Origin of the sequence: Campylobacter sp. TTU_617 (assembly GCF_016599045.1) — a bacterium.
GTDB lineage: Bacteria > Campylobacterota > Campylobacteria > Campylobacterales > Campylobacteraceae > Campylobacter_D.
On record NZ_JAENKV010000016.1, the window covers coordinates 1 to 18,643 of the forward strand.

Sequence of the window (18,643 nt, forward strand, 5' to 3'; positions counted from 1 at the left end):
AAAGTATTAAAGGCGTTTTCTTTATTTATATCTGCTATTTCTAAACATTCGATATTTTCTATTTTATTATATCTTTTTAATATATTTAAACGTTTTTGAGTAGTAAAATAAAATTCATCATTTGTAAATATTTTTTCAAATGATGAAGATATGTTTGGTTTTTCACTATTTGAATAAGTATAGTGCATTTTTGGAAATACAAACAAATTGGTTGATAGTTTATAGTTTTTCATAGAAGGTTTTATATTGTATTGAACATGTGCATTATCAATATGGTTAATAGCATGCTTAAAAATAGAAAATGGATCTCTCGCAATAAACATAATCGTATCGATATTTAAAAATAAATGTAGTAGTTTATACATCATTAATTTTCTACCATTATAATAGTTTTGGGTAATAGTAGGAACGACAGCTATCGAAGTTTCAAAAAAATCAAAATAATCTTTCATATCTGTATACATTTTCTTACCATTTTCCCATGCATAAGCTTGGCAACCAACTTCACATTGTGTAAAAAAATTATACATAGCCATAGATCCACTGCAAGATTTAAATAACCATACAAACTTATACTTATCAGGTAAAGGTAAATTCATATCCCATGCAAGTTCAGCAGGTATATTTTTATAATTAATTTTTTCATTTTCGTCATTTAGTTTCTTAGGATCAAGTAAAGAAGGGTAAGGATGATTTCCTTTTTTATATCTTTCATTAAAATCATCTGATAATAGCCATTCTTCTATAAGGTCAAAATTTTGTATAAAATAATTAAAGTTATGAAAAATATTATCTAGGATAGGTTGATAGTTTTTGTGAATTTTTAGTATATTTTTTATTCTTGGAAATTCTTTTAAAAAAAATTGCTGATTATCTTTAATAGCCTTTAAAGCCTTACCGTTTAATTCTTTAATTTCTATTAGAATTTCTTTAAAAATTTGAAATTCTTTTTTAGCTTTTTTAATATCATTTTTTAGTTTAAATCCGCTTCCTTTATACCAGGTTTTATCAGCTTTGATTAAAACTTCACCTAACATATAAGATAAATGAAATTTATATCTTAAAGCTTGTTCATAATCACTACATGTTTCTAAGTTTGGATATTTAAGTTGAGGAAAGACTTGTATGGTTTGTTGATAAATTTTTTGTTCTTTTTTATGTTGTTTTTTTATTTCATAAAGTTTTTTAAATAAATGGCAATACCCCCCCCCATTACTTGCAAAATCAATCATAGCTTGACCTAATTTATAAGCTAAATGATTTTTCACTCTTTCTATGGCTGAATTTGGGTTTTGCATGGGGATCCTTATAAAATTTTATTTAATATAAAACTAAACCATTATATATAAAATTAATAATCATAAGATAATAAAACTATTAAAACAAGATTTATTATCGGCAAAAAATTCTTGTAATTTTTTAAAAACCTCTCATAATCCTCAGGCACACCAATATCTATAAAATAATTATCAAAAATACAAGCTCTAGCTTTTAGAGTTTTAAAATTTTCTTGCAAAAAACTTTCAAAGGAAAATTTATTTTCTAAATTATAAGTATTAAAAATATCTTTTGATACTAAATAAATTCCTCCATTAATAAATCCTTGTTTAAAAAATTGTTTTTCTCTAAAGGAATTTATAAAATAATTTTTATCAAGTTCTACAGCTCCGTATCTATCAAAATCTTGCATTGATTTTAAGGCAAGACAAATTTTACTTTCTTGTAAATTTAAATAAGATAAGTCTATATTAAAAAAAGTATCGCCATTTAATACTAAAGAATTTTCATTTACTAAATTTAAAGCTTGTTTTATAGCTCCACCAGTTCCTAAAGGTTCTTTTTCTATACTATATTCTATTTTTATGTCTAAAAATTTATTTTTAAAGTGGTTTTGATTAAATTTTCCATGATTTTGTTCCTTCTTTTGTAAATGAAAAATCTTGAACATATCCTTGTTCTTTACTTAAAGCTTTTATAAGTTTATATTTTTTAATAGGATCTACCAAAAAAAACATAAATCCACCTGCACCAGCTCCACTTGTTTTTCCACTATATGCACCATTTTCTACAGCTATATTATAAATTCTATCAAGCTCATCATTGCTAACGATTTCTGAAATCACTTTTTTTGACTGCCAAGACTTACCTAAAATTTGCGCCAAAGTATCAAAATCCGCCTTAAATAAAGCTTCTTTCATCTTTATAGCATCTTGCTTTATGGCATGCATGGCTTCAAGGGATTTTTCATCTCCAAGCTTTCCTTTTTTATGCTCTTCTATATCTTTTGCTTCTCTTGTGATATTGGTAAAATAAAGTACGGTTCTAACTTCAAGCTCACTAGCTATCCAGTTTTTTATACGCAAAGGATTAACAATTACTCTTTTATTATCATAAAATTCCATAAAATTAAAGCCACCAAAAGTTGCAGCGTATTGATCTTGTGCTCCGCCTACTATACCTAAATCTTCTCTTTCTATCTCATAAGCAAGTTTAGCGATTTCATATTCTCCTAAAGGAAGATTAAGCCACTCTGCAAAAGCCTTTATAACTCCTACAACTAAAGTTGAGCTTCCACCAAGCCCACTACCACTTGGTACATCTGAATATGTGTGCAAAGAAAAGCTTAAAGGCTTTTTTACAAAATCTTTTACAATGCGATTATAAATACTTTTAAAAATATCTAATTTTCCATCATTTTCTAAGAATTCTTTGCTTTTATATTCAGAGTAAGAATTGGTATCAGGAGAATCAAAGATAATTTTTCCATCTTCTCTCTCAATTAAAGTGCAATGAATATATAAAGATATAGTTGCATTTAAAACATAACCTGTATATTTATCACAATATAGATTTATATCAGTTCCACCTCCTGCTAAACCTAAACGAAGTGGAGTTTGCGTACGTATAATTTTCATTATTTTACCTATTTAAAGGAATCCTTCCTTTTTTAATTTCATCCCTCCAATGATTAAGAAGATCTTTAAACATTTGCCTAGCAGAAATTAAAGGTTTCCAATCAATAAAACTTTTAATTTTTGTATTATCAAACATTTGATAATCCGCATCAATTGGACGTAATCTTTCTTCATCTTGTTCTATTTTTATATCTTTTCTTGTAGAAAATCTTAAAAGAATTTCTATAACTTCAGGAAGTTTAAAAGCTTCTTCACCTGCTATATTAAAAGCTTCGCCACAAGGAACTTTACCTTTTTCGCTTTCAAGAGAGAGTAAATAATAAGCTCTTATTGCATCACGACAATCTTGAAAAGTTCTCACACTCGAAAGATTTCCAACCTTTATGATAGGTTCTTGATAGCCCGCTTCAATAAGAGCAATTTGCTTTGCCACAGTACTTTCAAAGAAAACATCACTTCTTCTTGGACCACTATGCGTTCCCATTCTAGTAACAAAGGTACGAATTCCATAAGCTTCGCCATAAAATCTTCCCAAATAATCAGTCCCGATTTTACTTATACTATAAGGACTTGCTCCATGAAAGGCTGTTTCTTCGTTAAGTTTTATACCTACTTTTGCTTTACCATAAACTTCACTTGAAGAACAAATATGTACTACTGGATCATACCCATCTTTTTGTCTTAATAATCTTATATTTTCTAAAATATTAGCTGTACCTATTATATTAGTTTGCAAGGTTTCAATAGGAATTTCAAAAGAAGTTTTAGGATAAGATTGAGCTGCTAGATGAAATATAAAATCAGGGCGCCTGCTTTCAAAAAGTTTTTGAATACTAGAATAGTCATTTAAATCTGCATAAAAAATGGAAATTCTATCTTTTTTATTAATTCTATCGCTTAAATGATAGATATTGTCCATAGGTTCTTGCCAACGCATCATACCTATAACATCATAATCTGTATTCACCAGTAAAAAATCTGCCATTTGAGAACCAACTTGCCCTGTAAAACCTGTGATTAAAACTGTTTTTCTCATGATTTTTCCTATTGTCTTATATTTTGCTCTTTTAAATACCACTCATACATCATTTTAATACCATCTTCAAGCTTAATTTTTGCTTTCCAACCTAAATTTTGCAGCCTTGAACTATCCAACATTCTATCCATTGTAGAGTCAGGTTTTGTATTATTAAATACAATGCTACCATTAAAACCAACAATATTTTTAATTAAAAAAGCAAGCTCTCTTATACTTAGAAATTCTCCACTTCCTACATTAAGATGTGGTTCATTGCATGAAGCAATATCTTTAAAATCTATGTTTTGCATCACATAAATAGAAGCATAAGCTAAATCTTTTGCATGAATAAATTCTCTAATTACACCACCACTACCCCAAATTTCTACACTATCTTTACTTACTCCAAATTTTTTCAAATATCTCATTACTTGCTCTAAAGAATCCATTTGCAAATCTTTTAAAACTTCATCAATTTTATTTTCACCTAAAAGTTTTGCTAAATGAAATTTGCGAAGTAATGCTGGTAAAACTTTTGCTTTTTGCAAATCAAATTCAGTCGTTTCTCCATATAAATTTGCAAGGTATAAAGTAATAAAATTTGTTTCAAATTGCAAGTTATAGCTTTCACACATTTTTGTTCCTATAATCTTTGGCAAACCATATGCAATAGCTTTTAAATCTAACTTTCCGTCTAATAAATTTTCTTCCTTAATAGGATTTATAGCTTTTTGAGGATAAGCCCAAGCAGAACCATAAAAAATAAGCTTTTTAACTTTATTTTGATAAGATGATTGAATAATATTTGCTTGAAGCATGCTATTTTCATAAATCACATCAGCCGGAGTAAAAAGTCCTAAAGTATCAAGTTTAGCGGCACACAAAAAAACATATTCTGGTTTTTCTTTTGTAAAAAAATCAGCTACAGCTTTTTGATCTACTAAATCAAGTTCTTTTCTTGTTTTTATAATAATATTATTAAAACCTTCGGACACAAGTATATCATAAAGAGTTTTTCCTAGAGTACCGCTATGCCCTGCTATATAAATTTTAGAGTCTTTTTGCATTAATTATCCTTTTTCATTGCTAAAATATCACGCTCTGAAAGGATAGGGGAATTCGTTGGCCAATCTATACCGATTCTCTCGTCATTCCATGCGTAGGTAAATTGATCATCAGCATCCATATATTCCCCTAAATAAGCACATTTATAGTAATAAACTGCACTTTCGCTGCTAACATAATGAGCATTTCCAAAACCTGCTGGCACTAAAATGATTTGCTGATTATCTTGATTTATAATAAATTTTTCATACTTTAAATAAGTTGGAGAATCTTTTCTACAATCAACCACTACTTGATGAACTTCTCCGCTAACACAAGTAGCCAACTTATAAGTTTTTACATCACCATGGATACCACGAATAACATTATATTTAGAATGTATAAATTTATCGTGTATAAATTTTAATCCATTTGGCAAAAGTTTATCTATGGTCTCACTTGTAAAAGCTGTCCAAATTTCACCGCGTAAATCTCTAAATTTATTAGGAGTAATAATATACACCCCTTTTAAAACTTTTGATTCTTGTATATCAAATTCTATTGCCATTATTGTCCTTTATATTTTTCTTTTATACTTTTAGCTAATTCAATAGATCTCTTAATGCATACATCCATATTATAATACTCCCACTCGCCAAATCTACCATGAGATATAATGCCTATATGATTTAAATAATCAATAGCTACTTTTCTAGATTTTACATAATTTAAATCAAATAATGGATATGCATGATCAGTTACATTATAATCAAGAGGTTTAACCAAAAAATCAATTTTTTTTCCCTCTGAAACTAATTTTTCATATGGAATTTCTCCTATAACCTCAGTAGTGCAAAAATTAGATTTTGGTCTTACTATGGAACCAGTATTTGAAATTCTATGAAAACCTATTTTAGGGTCTGGTATATAAGCCCAAGTAACATCTAAATTCCCATCTGTTTCCCAAAAAATATTTGTAACTTTATTAAATTTTAGCTGTTTAAAATAATTTAAAATATCTTGAGGGATATTATTTATTATGTTAATCATTAGATCCAAAGGAGAAGTATTAACAATTAAATCATATTCTTTTTCGCCATTTACAATAAATTTATTATTAATACCTTCTATATCCTCAACAGTATAATTTAAAATTATATTCAAATTAGAACCAATAGATTCTATAAAAGTATTTTGATTATTTGTTTTTGGATAATAAAAATTAGCATGAGACATTTTATCTTCTGTATTTCCAATTAAAGATTTATAAAAACTTTCTTTTGTAGGTACGGGTAATTTCATTTGATTTTTATCTTCTATCCAAAAATTATCCATATTTTTAGGACTAATACCCCAAATTTTAGTATTATAAGGAATAAAATATTCTTTTGCTAAAGTTGGACCAAAATGATTTATAAACCATTCTTCTAAATTATTACCTTTTTCATAACTTGCATTAAACATTTCCATCGTAATATTAAATGCCAAATTAGGATTTATTTTATCAATTTGTTTGATAGAAAATTCTATAGGATATGAAATCCAATTATTTTGAAATAAAACTTCTGCTTTTCTAGGTAAAAAATTCCATTTATCTCTATGTAAAATATCATTAAAAACAAAATTTAACACATCTTCAAATTTGGAATTAAAACAGTGTCCTCCATTTACATGATAAGGCATACCATTTACATCTTTTGTTCTTGCTATACCCCCAACAACATCCTTTTTTTCTAAAATTTCTACTTCAAAATTATCCTTTAATAATCTTGCCAAAGACATACCAGAAATTCCAGCTCCTATAATACATATTTTCATTTATTTTCCTTTTTTAAATTCTCTTTTCAACTTCCTAATCTCAAACCATAACTTGATATATCCACCCTTATACCAAGTTTTATGAGCTTTAATTATTATTTTTCCAAGCTGATAAATATAAGCTGTTTCCAAATCATTAAAACAATTTTGTTCTAAAACTATCTTTTTTCTTTGATGCTCCTTTTTAATATAAAATAATATAAAAGGAAGTGCAATTTTGTTAATGCCTTTAGAATAATATTTATACGCGAAACCCAGCTTGTAAGCCAAATGATTAGTAAAATACGTCTTGTTAGATTTTGTTTGCATCAAATAATTATTGAGAGATGAAACGATCTCTTTTTCTAAAAAATCAATAATCTCATTTTGATTTTTTAGAAAACTACATTCTAATATCAATTTTCTATCAAAATAATTATTTATAAGAAAAAGCATTATTTTATCTTTAATTTTTACATAATTAACTTTTAGCAATCTAAAAATTAAGTAATATGTTATACAATAAAGATTTGGATATTTTTCTATATTTTTTATTTGTAAATAATTTAAAAAAACAAAATCATAAAGAAAATATTCAGCCCCTCCCCACCCGTTATGCAATAGATTTTCAAAAAATTTATCCATATTATCAATAATTGTAATAAAAAATTTCTCAGCAATATCAAACTGACCATTTTGTAACAACAAATCAACATAAAATAACTTAAAAACAAACGCATCATCTCTAGTTATCATTGCTTCCTTTAAATTAAAAAGTTGCTCTGATAATGATAATTTCAATTCCTTAGCATAAATATATAAGTGAATATATGCGAAAGATTTTTGATATTTGTCAAAATCAAATACTTTCAAATTATTTTTTATAATACTATATTTTTGATGTGTTGAATATATATCATATACACATACCTTATCGCAATTTCCTATAAGATATGCCAAATTTGAAAAGCCACTACTCCCGCTTAAATAAAGCTTTTTTGAATGAGACATTAAAATAATATCAAAAATAGCCTTTTGAGTTACATCAAAATCACAATCTTTTATTAAATCATTAGATGTGAATATATTATATCCTAGTTGTGCAAAAATATTTTTCAATTTCATATTTAGATTTTCATCATTACCTAGTAATACAATATTTTCACCTTTATTTCTTTTTATTATATCTACAGATAAACATATCTCCAATGCTTTAAAACGACAAAGATATAAAACATCTGTCCTATAGAAAATATCGCCTCCTCTCATATGTATTGCAATGTAATTTTGTTTCAAAAAATCTCTAATTTTATTTCCGTATTCAATTACACTATTTATTTCTTTTGAAAAATCAATATTTCTCCAAATTGATGCCATATTGCTTCTATACTCTACTTTAGAAATATCAGAGAAAAAATTTGACATATCAGTATTTAAGTTACATTGCAATATGTTATTTTCCTGAAAAAATTTATTAATGACTTCAAAGCTATTTTTTTTATAATATGACCATAAGCTGGTATCAAATATTGTTTGATTATAATCATAACAATAATAACTTGAAATAAATTTTTCAGAAAATAAAAATTCTTTGGGTGGAACACTAGGAAAGATAACCCCTTCGATATTTAAATCCGGATTGCTTTCATCCATAGAATTCCAAATAAATTTAAAGTTATAATTATAAAGATTTGATAGATATATAGCATTCATAAAAGCCAAAAATCTTTCACCTAACCCATCAAATCTATTTGCAACTATAATTTTATTCATCACTCAACCTATTATTTATTACTTCTATTTAACCAATTTACCACTTCATTTTTCATATAATTTAAATATGAATAATCACTCCTATTGTATTTCATATAGGTTTCATATTCTCGATTAAAACTTTGACATGAATTTTCAAAAAAATTCTTCAAAAATACATCTTTTCTATTTTCAAAAACATATTTTAAAATTTCTTCTGCTTTTTCATATTCTTTATTTTGAAGATAATAATCAATTATATAAATTCTATAAGCATCATTTTCAAAATCATATTCCAATGCTTTATTTATAAAATCAAGAGAAAGAATTGAATCTTTTTTTAATTGTTGTGATAATTCATATAGTCTATAATATGCCATAGCTATATGTAATTTATGCAAATTCATTTTGAACATATTTTTTTCTATAATTTTATATTGTTCTTGTAAATCAAACATATTATGGTAAGAAATCAAATTATTTTCTCCAGAAATCATCATGGATACCTTTGAAAAAACAGATTCTTTGGCTGAATATATTTTTTTAGCATGAGACATTAAATTCATATCAAAAAAACTTCTTTCCATGTCAGTATAGATTTTTTCTATGAAATCATCAACACATTTTACTAGATTTTTGCCATTCATTAAGGTTGCAATATACTCTGACATCATTTTATTGGCTTTTAAATCCTGACCAAAAAGAATAACCAAATTTCCATTTTTTATCTCCAGTAATGCAATTTCTAAAGCTATTTCATAAGGAAAATATCTTTCTCTTACAACACACCATCCCGGTAATTTTCTAGAATCAGAAAAAATAATTTCTCCGCCTCTTATATGTATAGCTACAAAGGGTTGTTTTACAACGTCTTTAACAATCTTTTTAACATCATTTATAATCTTAAAAAAATTATTTGAAAATTGTATTGTTTTATAAATTTCTGAAATTTGTTTTAATGATTTCTTTTCATCACAATCTTTTATCCATTTACTAGGTAAAATATCCGTAGCATACCAACCCCATGTTTCATCTTTTTCGCCATTTCTTAATTCTTCAAGAGTTCTCTGATTAAAACCTAAATTATGACCCCAACTAGAAGCAACACAGTTAGAATTTATTAAATATTTATCTAAAAATGCACTATCAAAAACCACATTGACATCTTCCATAGCATTTCCAAGGTAATGTATATCATTAGCATTGACACTTTGTTGTACATTTAAAAAATCTACATCTATATTATTTTTCCAAGTAAAAGCAAATTTAAATCCTATTTGTTTTGCCAAATACATTCCAATCAAAATACCAGCCAATCTCATCCCAAAAGCATCTGGTTTAGCTGATATTACATAGCCTAATGTTTTTCTTTTAAATATTTGAATTTTTTCCAATTCCACTTCAAAAGCAAATAACACAATTTTAACAATACTAGCAGATAAAGTATTAGAAATATTAATACTATATTCTTTTAAATCTTCATTATATACATACAATTCTTTTGGAATCAACTGAAAATTATACCGATCTTTAGAAATATAAATATTTATATTATTAATTTCTACCAAAGAATTAAATTTTATTTTTATAGATTCTAACAAACATTCATATTGAATATCGCATGTCCAAGAAGCATAATTATCAATTTTATTTAATGAATAATTTTTATTAACTTTTTTACCATAAAAAACATCTATTAAATCATATTCATTAAATAAGCTATCTTTTTTAATAAATAACTTATCATTTTTAAAACTATTAACATTTTTTTCTTTTTTCTTTTTTCTTTTTTTGAAATTAATATATGATTTAAAAAATAAGTATGGAATTTTTAATAAACCTAGTTTAGTTTTATAAGTTTTAATGAAAATTTCACCCATCTTATAAGATAAAAAATTAGTAATTTTTTTAGCATTTTCATAATCTGGAAAAGCCTCTATTGGCAAATCATGCTCAATGTTTTTATGATTTGTAATTATCTTATATATCAAATACGGCAATTTAAAAATACCGTATTTGCTTTTAAAAGAAGTTACTATAGCATGACCTACTTTGTATGATAATCTGCTTTTTATTAATTGAACTGCTGTTCCATGGTTTTTATATATGTAGAATTCTGGATACCTCTTTTTATTTTCCAAGGATATTATATCCATATTTTTTATCTTTGCTATCATATTCCAAGGATCTTTTTTAAAATCATATAAACCAAAATGATACATATATAAAAAATCAAAAAAAGCAAATTCTATATCTGTTTTGTATGGTTCTTCTTGCTTTTTTATGTAATCTATAATTTCCAAAGCATTTATTAAAATACTACTTAACATAAAATACTCTTTTGTTAACTTTACATCATTAAATTCATTATATATACAATCTATATATTTTGGTAAATTTGCTTTTGTTACTTTTTTATCATAAGTACAGGTAGTATTTGTTGCGATACGATAATGATATAATTTTTCAGTCAAAACATAAATATAATTAGATTGCAAAAATAACAATATTCCAAAATGATGATCTTCGTGTATGATATAATCTAAAAATTTTAATTTAATTTTTTTTAAAAAATTAAAATTAATCATACCTGCCCAAACAAACGCGAAATTAACATACTTATGTATTTTTTGAATCTCCAACCAGTCTTTCTTTGTTATAACACATGATTTTAAAAAATCATATATATCTATAAAACTTTTATTAATAACTATATTATTTTGATAATAATTTTTTTCTATAAGATAATCAAAATAATTATTAAACCAAACTATCTCTACTCCATCCATTCTAGGGATACATTCTTCTATGCAATTTAACTCCCAGTAATCATCAGAATCTAAAAAGATAATATAATCAATATCAGGAGCTTTAAAATTTAAAAATTCATTTTTATTTTTAAAGAAATTTGAACTTTTGTATATTTTGTAAACATTATAAGAGTTATTCTCGTTACTTAATTTAAATTCCACTAAAGAATTTTCTTTTAATTCTTGAGTAATGTTTTTAAAATGATATTCTTTGTTAAAGAATTCTATACCTACATTTCTCGCCGTACTTTGCCCTCCATTTTCTTTATCAAAAAGTATAAATCTTTCATCTTTTAAAGTATATTCTTTGGCTATATTGAGTGAGTTTTCATCTGTACTACCGTCATTTACAAGTACAACTTGTAAATTTTTATAAGTTTGATTAATTACACTATCTAAACATTCTCTTAAATATTTTTCTACATTATAGATTGGAATAACTACGCCTACAGTTTTCAAAAATACCCTTCCTGTTTATCATAATAAACCTTAATTAAATTTTAGATATGATTTTAACATTTATAATTTTCTAACCGAAAATTATATATAATTATTTCTTGCTTTTTAATTAATATTATCTCCAAAGGAATTCTCATGCAAAACCCAAATTCAGCCATAGAAAGAGTGAAAAATCATTTAGCTTATAAATTAGGTCAAGCTATGATTGATTTTGCAAGTAATGGGGGGGGGTATTGCCATTTATTTAAAAAACTTTATGAAATAAAAAAACAACATAAAAAAGAACAAAAAATTTATCAACAAACCATACAAGTCTTTCCTCAACTTAAATATCCAAACTTAGAAACATGTAGTGATTATGAACAAGCTTTAAGATATAAATTTCATTTATCTTATATGTTAGGTGAAGTTTTAATCAAAGCTGATAAAACCTGGTATAAAGGCGGATATTTCTATTTATATAGGGATATTATACAAGCAAAAAGAGACTATGATATTGTTAAGAATTTACACATAGATGTGAAAAAGCTTAAGAATAAGGAGAAATTTCTAAAAAATTATAATTTGATAAAAGAAATTTTAAATTTACATAAAGATTATAAGCCTATATTAAACAATATCTTCCATAATTTTGATTTTTTTATTCAGCATTTTAACGTTATTAAACCTTGGTTGTTATCGGATGATTTTTATTATAAATATAAAAAAGATAATCATCCTTACCCTTCTTTACTTGATCCTAAGAAACTAAATGATGAAAATGAAAAAATTAATTATAAAAATATACCTGCTGAACTTGCATGGGATATGAATTTGCCTTTGCCTGATAATTACAAATTGGTGTGGTTAATTCATCCTGCAACAGCTAGTATTGCAATTGAATTTTTCTTAAGGCTTATAGAAATAAAATTTTTCTTAAACCCTTGGATTCCTGCGAAAAAAATTTATAGCGGTAATTATTTGTTTTTGAGAAAATCGTTTGGAATTATTGTATTGTTTTCAAATTATGATGATGAAAATATAAAATTTTTATATCTAATTCAAGGATGTAAAACAATATTTACTTGTACGAGAGATCCTATAAGTTTGATTAGACATTTTTTAAATCACATAAATCGACATGAAACTTATAAAAATATTACTTTAGCAATGAAAAAATTTAATTTATCGCATCGATTTAATTTTCCTAGTATTGTAGTACTATGTTCGTCTAAGGAAAATCCAGAAGTTGAAAGCATAAGGAAATTATTAGAGTATAATACAAATTTAAGTATACATTTTCAAAAATTTTATTTTACTACTCAAAAACGTTTAAATATATTAAAAAGATATAATAAAATAGAAAATATCGAATGTTTAGAAATAGCAGATATAAATAAAGAAAACGCCTTTAATACTTTTACAAGATTGGCTAAAAAGTATGGCTTTACACCTCCAAATGATCCCATTCCTTTTCAAGGAAGGGTTAATAGAAATCAAGGTGATTTAATTTATCTACCAGTAATATTATATGCACATCCTTATGATTTAACTAACTTCAATATAGAAGATAGCACTTCTATTTGCGATTTAAAAGATGGAGTAAGCATTATAATAACAACCCACCAAATCCATCCAAAAAAAGAAGGATTTGTAGATATAACAAAAGAAATTTTTAATAATAGAAAACTTATGTTTGATAATATTATTTTATTGGTAAAATCTAATGAATATGAAGCGCTAAAAAATAATCAAGAATTATTTTTAGCGAGTAAAAAGTATCTTAATGATTATATGGATGCATTAGAAAAACATGAGCAAAAAATAAAAGATAATCTCATAACAGAAGAACAAATTCTTGGCTATTTGAAAGATAAAAAAGATTTAAGAATAAAATTAAAAAGAATATTGGATGAAGATTTAACTTATGTTAAAGAGCATCATCCTAAGTATTTGCAAAAATGGAAGTATTATCAAGAATTTGAAAAATTATGTGAAAATGATTAATAATATTGTATAATATACAATGGTTTAATTTATAAAAAATGAGAAAAAATGTTACAAATTACTCACGAAAATTTTTTAGATTTAAAATATTTTGCTAGTGGTGTATTTCATCCTTTGCAAGGTTTTATGAATTATGAAGAATATAAAAAAGTTGTTTATGAAATGCAACTTTTAAATTGTGAGATATGGACTTTGCCTATTACTTTAGAAGTAAATGATTTTAAAGATATTAATATAGGATGCAGACAAGATTTATATTACCAAAATAAACTTGTAGGAAATATTCTAATTGAAGATAAATTTTATATTAAAGATGAAGAGCTTTATGAAATTTTTCAAACTAAAGATGAAAAGCATCCTGGTATTATCAAGGAAAAAAGACGTTCTTCTTTGCGCGTAGGTGGTAAGATAGAATTAAAAGAAGAATTCTATAAAGATTCTTTATATAAAAATATTTTAAAAGATATTTTTCATCCTGATATTAAAACTATAGTAGGTTTTCAAACAAGAAATCCCATTCATAGAGCTCACGAGCATTTGCAAAGAATTGCACTTGAAATTTGTGACGCTTTATTTATTAATCCTTTAACAGGCTGGAAAAAGCAAGGTGATTTTACTGAAGAAGCAGTTATGAGTGCTTATAAAATTATGTTTAATGAATTTTATCCTAAAGAAAGAGTTTATATTCAAGGTTTGCAAACTGCTATGCGTTATGCAGGCCCCAAAGAAGCAATTTTTCATGCTTTGCTTAGAAGAAATATGGGATGCACTCATTTTATAATAGGTAGAGATCATGCAGGAGTTGGAAATTATTATGGAATCTATGAAGCTCAAAATTTAGCTAGAGAATTATCAAAATATTATAATTTAGGTATAGATTTTTTACTTTTAAAAGAGCCCTATTATTGCACTAAATGTCAAAAAATTGTTAGTGAAAAGAATTGTGCGCATTATAATCAACACAGAATTGCAATCAGTGGCACACAAATTAGAAAAGATTTAAATGAAGGTAAAATTCCTAGTAAAATTATGATGCGCCCTGAAATTTCTGCTGGCATACTTGCATTAGGCAAGGAAAATATTTTTATTAATTAAAAAGGAGATAAAAATGAAAAAAAATATTTTAACAATAGGTCCAAGTTTGGGTGAAAAAATTAATCTCAATCAGATTCATCAAGATAATTTTATTTATAGAATTAATGGAGCTCATGGAGATATTGAAAGTATTAAAAATACTATAATTAACCTTAGAAAGCAAAAGTCTGATATTGATATTTTGATTGATTTGCCAGGAAATAAAATTAGGACTTCTGGAATTAAAGCTATCCAAGTAGAAAAAGATAAAGATTTTTCTTTAAAAATTGATCAGTTTAATTATAAAGATTTTTATAAACTTGTAAAGCCAGGTATGGAAGTTTATGCAAATGATAGTGTATTTTTGTTTATTGTGAAGGAAGTCAATGATAAGGAAATTATTTTTACTTCTAAAAGTACAGGTCTACTTTTAAATAATAAAGGTATGCATGTTAGAAATTTGCATAATAATATTCCTTTTTTATTTGAAAAAGATAAAGAACTTATAAAAATTTGCAATGAATTTAATATAGCTTATGTAGGTGCTTCTTTTGTAAGAAGAGCAAAAGATATACAAGAGTTAAAACAAATACTTTACCCAAATACTAAAATTATTTCTAAAATTGAAACTTTAGATGCTGTAAATAATTTATATGATATTTTACAAGAAGTGGAATATATTTTAATTGATAGAGGGGATTTATCTACGGAAATTGGTATAGAAAAAATTCCACGTTTTCAAAAGTATATTATAGAAATGGCACATCATAATGCGGTCAAGGTATTTTTAGCCACGCAAATTTTGAAAAATATGGAAGAAAAACCTATTCCTACTATTGCTGAAATTGATGATTTATATAATATTGCAAAGAAAGGTATTTTTGGTATACAACTTTCAGAAGAGACAGCCATAGGGCAATATGTAAAAGAGTGTATAAAAATTTTAAATTTAATACAACATGAAATAAATAATGAAAAAATTATTTTTTAGGAGAATACATGCGATTTGATTCACTAAGTCCTGATAATATCAGCATCATTTTTTTATCTTTAGGGGTTTTGTTATTATCTTCTTTTATTTTTGGTAAATTATTCGTTTTATTTAAAGCGCCGAAAGTTATAGGTGAAATTTTTGGTGGTTTTATTTTAGGTGCGAGTGGTTTATATATTGTTGCTCCTGATTTACTTGTAGATATTTTTAATGGATTTAGCGAACAAGGAAAAATATTAAATATTTTTTATCAATTAGGTTTAATATTTTTAATGTTTATTGCTGGTTTTAATACGCAAATAAGTTTTGAAAAACAAAATATTAAAATTATTTTTGCTTTGTTTTTAGGTGGCACTTTTCTATCTGCTAGCGTGGGATATTTTTTTATTGATTATTTTAAAGAGACTTTTATTGGAATAAAAGGAAATGATTTATCTTTTGATTTGGTTTTTTTAATTGCTATTGCAGTAACTTCTATACCTGTTATATCAAAAATATTTTTTGATATAGGAATTATTAAAACAAGATTTGCTAGTATAGTTTTAACTACTTCAACAATACAAGATTTATTTTTATGGATTTTGCTTAATATTACTATTAATGCAGCAACAAATAAAGATTTAACTTTAATAAGCAATCTTAAAACAGCTTCTCTTACTTTATTTTTATTTATAGGCGTAAAATTAATTTCAAATTTATTTAAAAAAATTGCTTTTCATATGAATTCAATTGATTTTTTTACTCTAAGTTTTATTGTATTATTTTTATCTATAGCTTTTTTAAATATGATTCATATTAATCCTATGTACACTTCATTTCTTATCGGTTTTTTGATAAAAAATATTTTAAACAATCATCAAATATTAAAAGAAAAAGTTAGCGGGCTTTCTGATATGGCTTTTTCATTTTTTATTCCTATTTATTTTGCTTTAATTGGTATTCAGTTAAATATTATTCATGAATTTTCTTTTACGATGTTCCTATTTTTCTTGGTGCTTGCGTGCTTATTAAAATTTTTAGGTTGTTATATAGGATTAAATTTTGTAAAAATTTCTAATATCTCAAGAGTTAATTTTGCTATAACAATGAATGCAAGGGGTGGTCCAGGAATAGTTTTAGCCAGTGTTGCATATTATTATCAAATCATTAATGTTAGTTTTTTTACAACGCTTATCTTAACTGTTTTAATTTCTTCTATGATTGCAGGTTATTGGCTAAGATATCAAAAAAGTAAAAATATAAATATTTTTTCGAATTTTAATAAAGATTAAAATGATATTAATTTAATTTTATTAATAAGTAAAAAGTATTTAATGTTATAAATCTTAAATAGAAAAGACTTTGAAATGGTTTTTTAATAATTAAAGTTGTTTAAAAGATATAAATATATAATAACTATACTTGCTATTGAAGAAAAAGTTTTTAAAAATGAAATTTTAAAAGCAAGGTTTAGCACCAAAGCTTAAAGCGGTGATTTTAACTGCTAAAAAGTTAAGGCTTATAAATTTTAAAGGAGAATAAATGCTAACTTATATAAAAAAGCATTTTGAAGAAAGCATAGATACAAAAGAGCAAATTTTAAAAGATGAAGATTTATTAAATCTTATTAAAAAAGTGGCTTTAGAAATCATAAAAGCTTATAAAAATGGCAATAAAACTTTATTAGCAGGAAATGGCGGGAGTGCAGCTGATGCCCAGCATATTGCAGGGGAGCTTGTAAGTAGATTTTATTTTGATAGACCAGGACTTGCAAGTATAGCATTAACCACAGATACTAGCATACTTACAGCTATTGGAAATGATTATGGATATGAAAAAGTTTTTTCAAGACAGCTTGAAGCACAAGGCTTAAAAGGTGATATTTTCATAGGAATTTCAACAAGTGGAAATAGTGTTAATATATTAAAAGCCTTAGAAATTTGCAAAGAAAAAGGTATTATAAGCGTTGGTTTAACAGGAAAGAGCGGAGGAAAGATGAATGATCTTTGTGATTATTGTATCAAAGTGCCTTCAAATTACACTCCACGCATACAAGAATCTCATATTTTAATAGCTCATATACTTTGTGCTATAGTGGAAGAGGAGCTTTTTGGAAAAGGTTTTCATTGAAAGTTATTATCCTTTGTGGAGGTTTGGGTACAAGACTTAAAAGCATAGTTAAAGATGTGCCAAAACCTATGGCTTTAATCAATGGTAAGCCTTTTTTAGAATTTATTTTTGAATATCTAATAACTCAAAATATCAAAGAAGTTATTCTAGCTGTTTCTTACAAATATGAAATCATAAAAAACCACTTTAAAAATAAATTTTTAGACATAAAAATAGAATATAGTATAGAAAAAGAACCTTTAGGAACTGGTGGAGCTATAAAACAAGCTTTAAATTTAGTAAATGAAAATTCTTTAGTATTAAATGGCGATACTTTTTTTAATATAGACTTATCTTATTTAAATTTACAAGAAAGTAAAATTTGTCTTGCCTTAAAATCAATGCAAGATTTTGATAGATACGGAGCTGTAGAACTTGATAAAAATTATTTTATAAATTCCTTTAGAGAAAAACAATTTTTTAAACAAGGATTTATTAATGGAGGAATTTATTTAGTATCAAAAGATATTTTTAATACTTATAATTTAGAAAATAAATTTTCCTTTGAAAGTTTTTTGCAAGAAAATTTTAAAACTCTAAAAGCTAGAGCTTGTATTTTTGATAATTATTTTATAGATATTGGTGTGCCTGAGGATTATGAGAGGTTTTTAGATGATAGCAAAAGTTCTAAATTTAAATATTAAAGTAT

General features: G+C 25.4%; 14 protein-coding genes and 1 pseudogene. 6 read left to right on the forward strand and 9 right to left on the reverse strand.

The genetic code is table 11. The annotated features are described in order from the left end of the window. The 9 genes and pseudogenes from GQV94_RS07820 to GQV94_RS07965 form a co-directional block, all read right to left on the reverse strand. A partial coding sequence (locus GQV94_RS07820) for a capsular biosynthesis protein (RefSeq protein ID WP_234126450.1) occupies window positions 1-1,298 on the reverse strand: 1,298 nt, incomplete at its 3' end. Window positions 1,299-1,351: 53 nt separating this feature from the next. Continuing rightward, entirely contained in the window at window positions 1,352-1,948 is a 597-nt protein-coding gene (locus GQV94_RS06610; protein WP_200170258.1) for a sugar phosphate nucleotidyltransferase, read from the reverse strand. After that, complete coding sequence (gene hddA / locus GQV94_RS06615; RefSeq protein ID WP_200170259.1) at window positions 1,896-2,915, reverse strand: D-glycero-D-manno-heptose 7-phosphate kinase; 1,020 nt, start codon at window positions 2,913-2,915, stop codon at window positions 1,896-1,898. The genes GQV94_RS06610 and hddA overlap by 53 nt, the downstream gene beginning before the upstream one ends. A 4-nt stretch (window positions 2,916-2,919) precedes the next feature. Continuing rightward, window positions 2,920-3,951, reverse strand: a complete 1,032-nt coding sequence (locus tag GQV94_RS06620; RefSeq protein ID WP_200170260.1) for a GDP-mannose 4,6-dehydratase — start codon at window positions 3,949-3,951, stop codon at window positions 2,920-2,922. Window positions 3,952-3,959: 8 nt separating this feature from the next. Next, complete coding sequence (locus GQV94_RS06625) at window positions 3,960-5,000, reverse strand: NAD-dependent epimerase/dehydratase family protein (RefSeq protein WP_200170261.1); 1,041 nt, start codon at window positions 4,998-5,000, stop codon at window positions 3,960-3,962. Then, window positions 5,000-5,545, reverse strand: coding sequence for a dTDP-4-dehydrorhamnose 3,5-epimerase family protein (locus GQV94_RS06630; protein WP_200170262.1), 546 nt, complete (start codon window positions 5,543-5,545; stop codon window positions 5,000-5,002). Before GQV94_RS06630 ends, GQV94_RS06625 begins: the two co-directional genes overlap by 1 nt. Further along, window positions 5,545-6,795, reverse strand: coding sequence for a protoporphyrinogen/coproporphyrinogen oxidase (locus GQV94_RS06635; RefSeq protein ID WP_200170263.1), 1,251 nt, complete (start codon window positions 6,793-6,795; stop codon window positions 5,545-5,547). Before GQV94_RS06635 ends, GQV94_RS06630 begins: the two co-directional genes overlap by 1 nt. Continuing rightward, entirely contained in the window at window positions 6,796-8,547 is a 1,752-nt protein-coding gene (locus GQV94_RS06640) for a hypothetical protein (protein WP_200170264.1), read from the reverse strand. Window positions 8,548-11,036: 2,489 nt separating this feature from the next. Continuing rightward, a pseudogene (locus GQV94_RS07965) lies at window positions 11,037-11,795 on the reverse strand (glycosyltransferase family 2 protein); the annotation flags it as partial. Window positions 11,796-11,930: 135 nt separating this feature from the next. On the opposite strand from GQV94_RS07965, the gene GQV94_RS06650 reads away from it, so the two are divergent. The 6 genes from GQV94_RS06650 (at window position 11,931) to hddC (ending at window position 18,638) form a co-directional block, all read left to right on the forward strand. Further along, the gene (locus GQV94_RS06650; RefSeq protein WP_200170268.1) at window positions 11,931-13,781 is read left to right on the forward strand and encodes a DUF2972 domain-containing protein; all 1,851 of its coding nucleotides are present in this window, start codon (window positions 11,931-11,933) and stop codon (window positions 13,779-13,781) included. A 48-nt stretch (window positions 13,782-13,829) separates the two neighbouring features. Beyond that, window positions 13,830-14,876 carry a hypothetical protein gene (locus GQV94_RS06655; protein ID WP_200170270.1) on the forward strand — a complete coding sequence of 349 codons (1,047 nt, stop codon included), beginning with the start codon at window positions 13,830-13,832 and terminating at the stop codon, window positions 14,874-14,876. Window positions 14,877-14,889: 13 nt separating this feature from the next. Next, window positions 14,890-15,846: a pyruvate kinase gene (locus GQV94_RS06660; protein WP_200170272.1), complete on the forward strand. Its 957-nt coding sequence runs from the start codon at window positions 14,890-14,892 to the stop codon at window positions 15,844-15,846. Window positions 15,847-15,854: 8 nt separating this feature from the next. Then, on the forward strand, window positions 15,855-17,117 hold the full coding sequence (locus tag GQV94_RS06665) for a cation:proton antiporter (protein ID WP_200170274.1): 1,263 nt from the start codon (window positions 15,855-15,857) through the stop codon (window positions 17,115-17,117). A 250-nt stretch (window positions 17,118-17,367) separates the two neighbouring features. Then, window positions 17,368-17,955, forward strand: coding sequence for a D-sedoheptulose 7-phosphate isomerase (gene gmhA2, locus GQV94_RS06670; protein WP_200170276.1), 588 nt, complete (start codon window positions 17,368-17,370; stop codon window positions 17,953-17,955). Beyond that, window positions 17,952-18,638, forward strand: coding sequence for a D-glycero-D-manno-heptose 1-phosphate guanosyltransferase (gene hddC / locus GQV94_RS06675; protein ID WP_200170278.1), 687 nt, complete (start codon window positions 17,952-17,954; stop codon window positions 18,636-18,638). Before gmhA2 ends, hddC begins: the two co-directional genes overlap by 4 nt. Window positions 18,639-18,643: the final 5 nt, after the last annotated feature.

Excerpts from the sequence above, each read along its gene's own strand:
- GQV94_RS06640 (WP_200170264.1), bottom strand. The coding sequence starts at position 8,547 with ATGAATAAAATTATAGTTGCAAATAGATTTGATGGGTTAGGTGAAAGA.
- GQV94_RS06655 (WP_200170270.1), top strand. The coding sequence starts at position 13,830 with ATGTTACAAATTACTCACGAAAATTTTTTAGATTTAAAATATTTTGCT.
- GQV94_RS06665 (WP_200170274.1), top strand. The coding sequence starts at position 15,855 with ATGCGATTTGATTCACTAAGTCCTGATAATATCAGCATCATTTTTTTA.
- GQV94_RS06660 (WP_200170272.1), top strand. The coding sequence starts at position 14,890 with ATGAAAAAAAATATTTTAACAATAGGTCCAAGTTTGGGTGAAAAAATT.
- hddA (WP_200170259.1), bottom strand. The coding sequence starts at position 2,915 with ATGAAAATTATACGTACGCAAACTCCACTTCGTTTAGGTTTAGCAGGA.
- gmhA2 (WP_200170276.1), top strand. The coding sequence starts at position 17,368 with ATGCTAACTTATATAAAAAAGCATTTTGAAGAAAGCATAGATACAAAA.
- GQV94_RS06610 (WP_200170258.1), bottom strand. The coding sequence starts at position 1,948 with ATGTTCAAGATTTTTCATTTACAAAAGAAGGAACAAAATCATGGAAAA.
- GQV94_RS06620 (WP_200170260.1), bottom strand. The coding sequence starts at position 3,951 with ATGAGAAAAACAGTTTTAATCACAGGTTTTACAGGGCAAGTTGGTTCT.
- GQV94_RS06650 (WP_200170268.1), top strand. The coding sequence starts at position 11,931 with ATGCAAAACCCAAATTCAGCCATAGAAAGAGTGAAAAATCATTTAGCT.
- GQV94_RS06630 (WP_200170262.1), bottom strand. The coding sequence starts at position 5,545 with ATGGCAATAGAATTTGATATACAAGAATCAAAAGTTTTAAAAGGGGTG.
- GQV94_RS06625 (WP_200170261.1), bottom strand. The coding sequence starts at position 5,000 with ATGCAAAAAGACTCTAAAATTTATATAGCAGGGCATAGCGGTACTCTA.
- GQV94_RS06635 (WP_200170263.1), bottom strand. The coding sequence starts at position 6,795 with ATGAAAATATGTATTATAGGAGCTGGAATTTCTGGTATGTCTTTGGCA.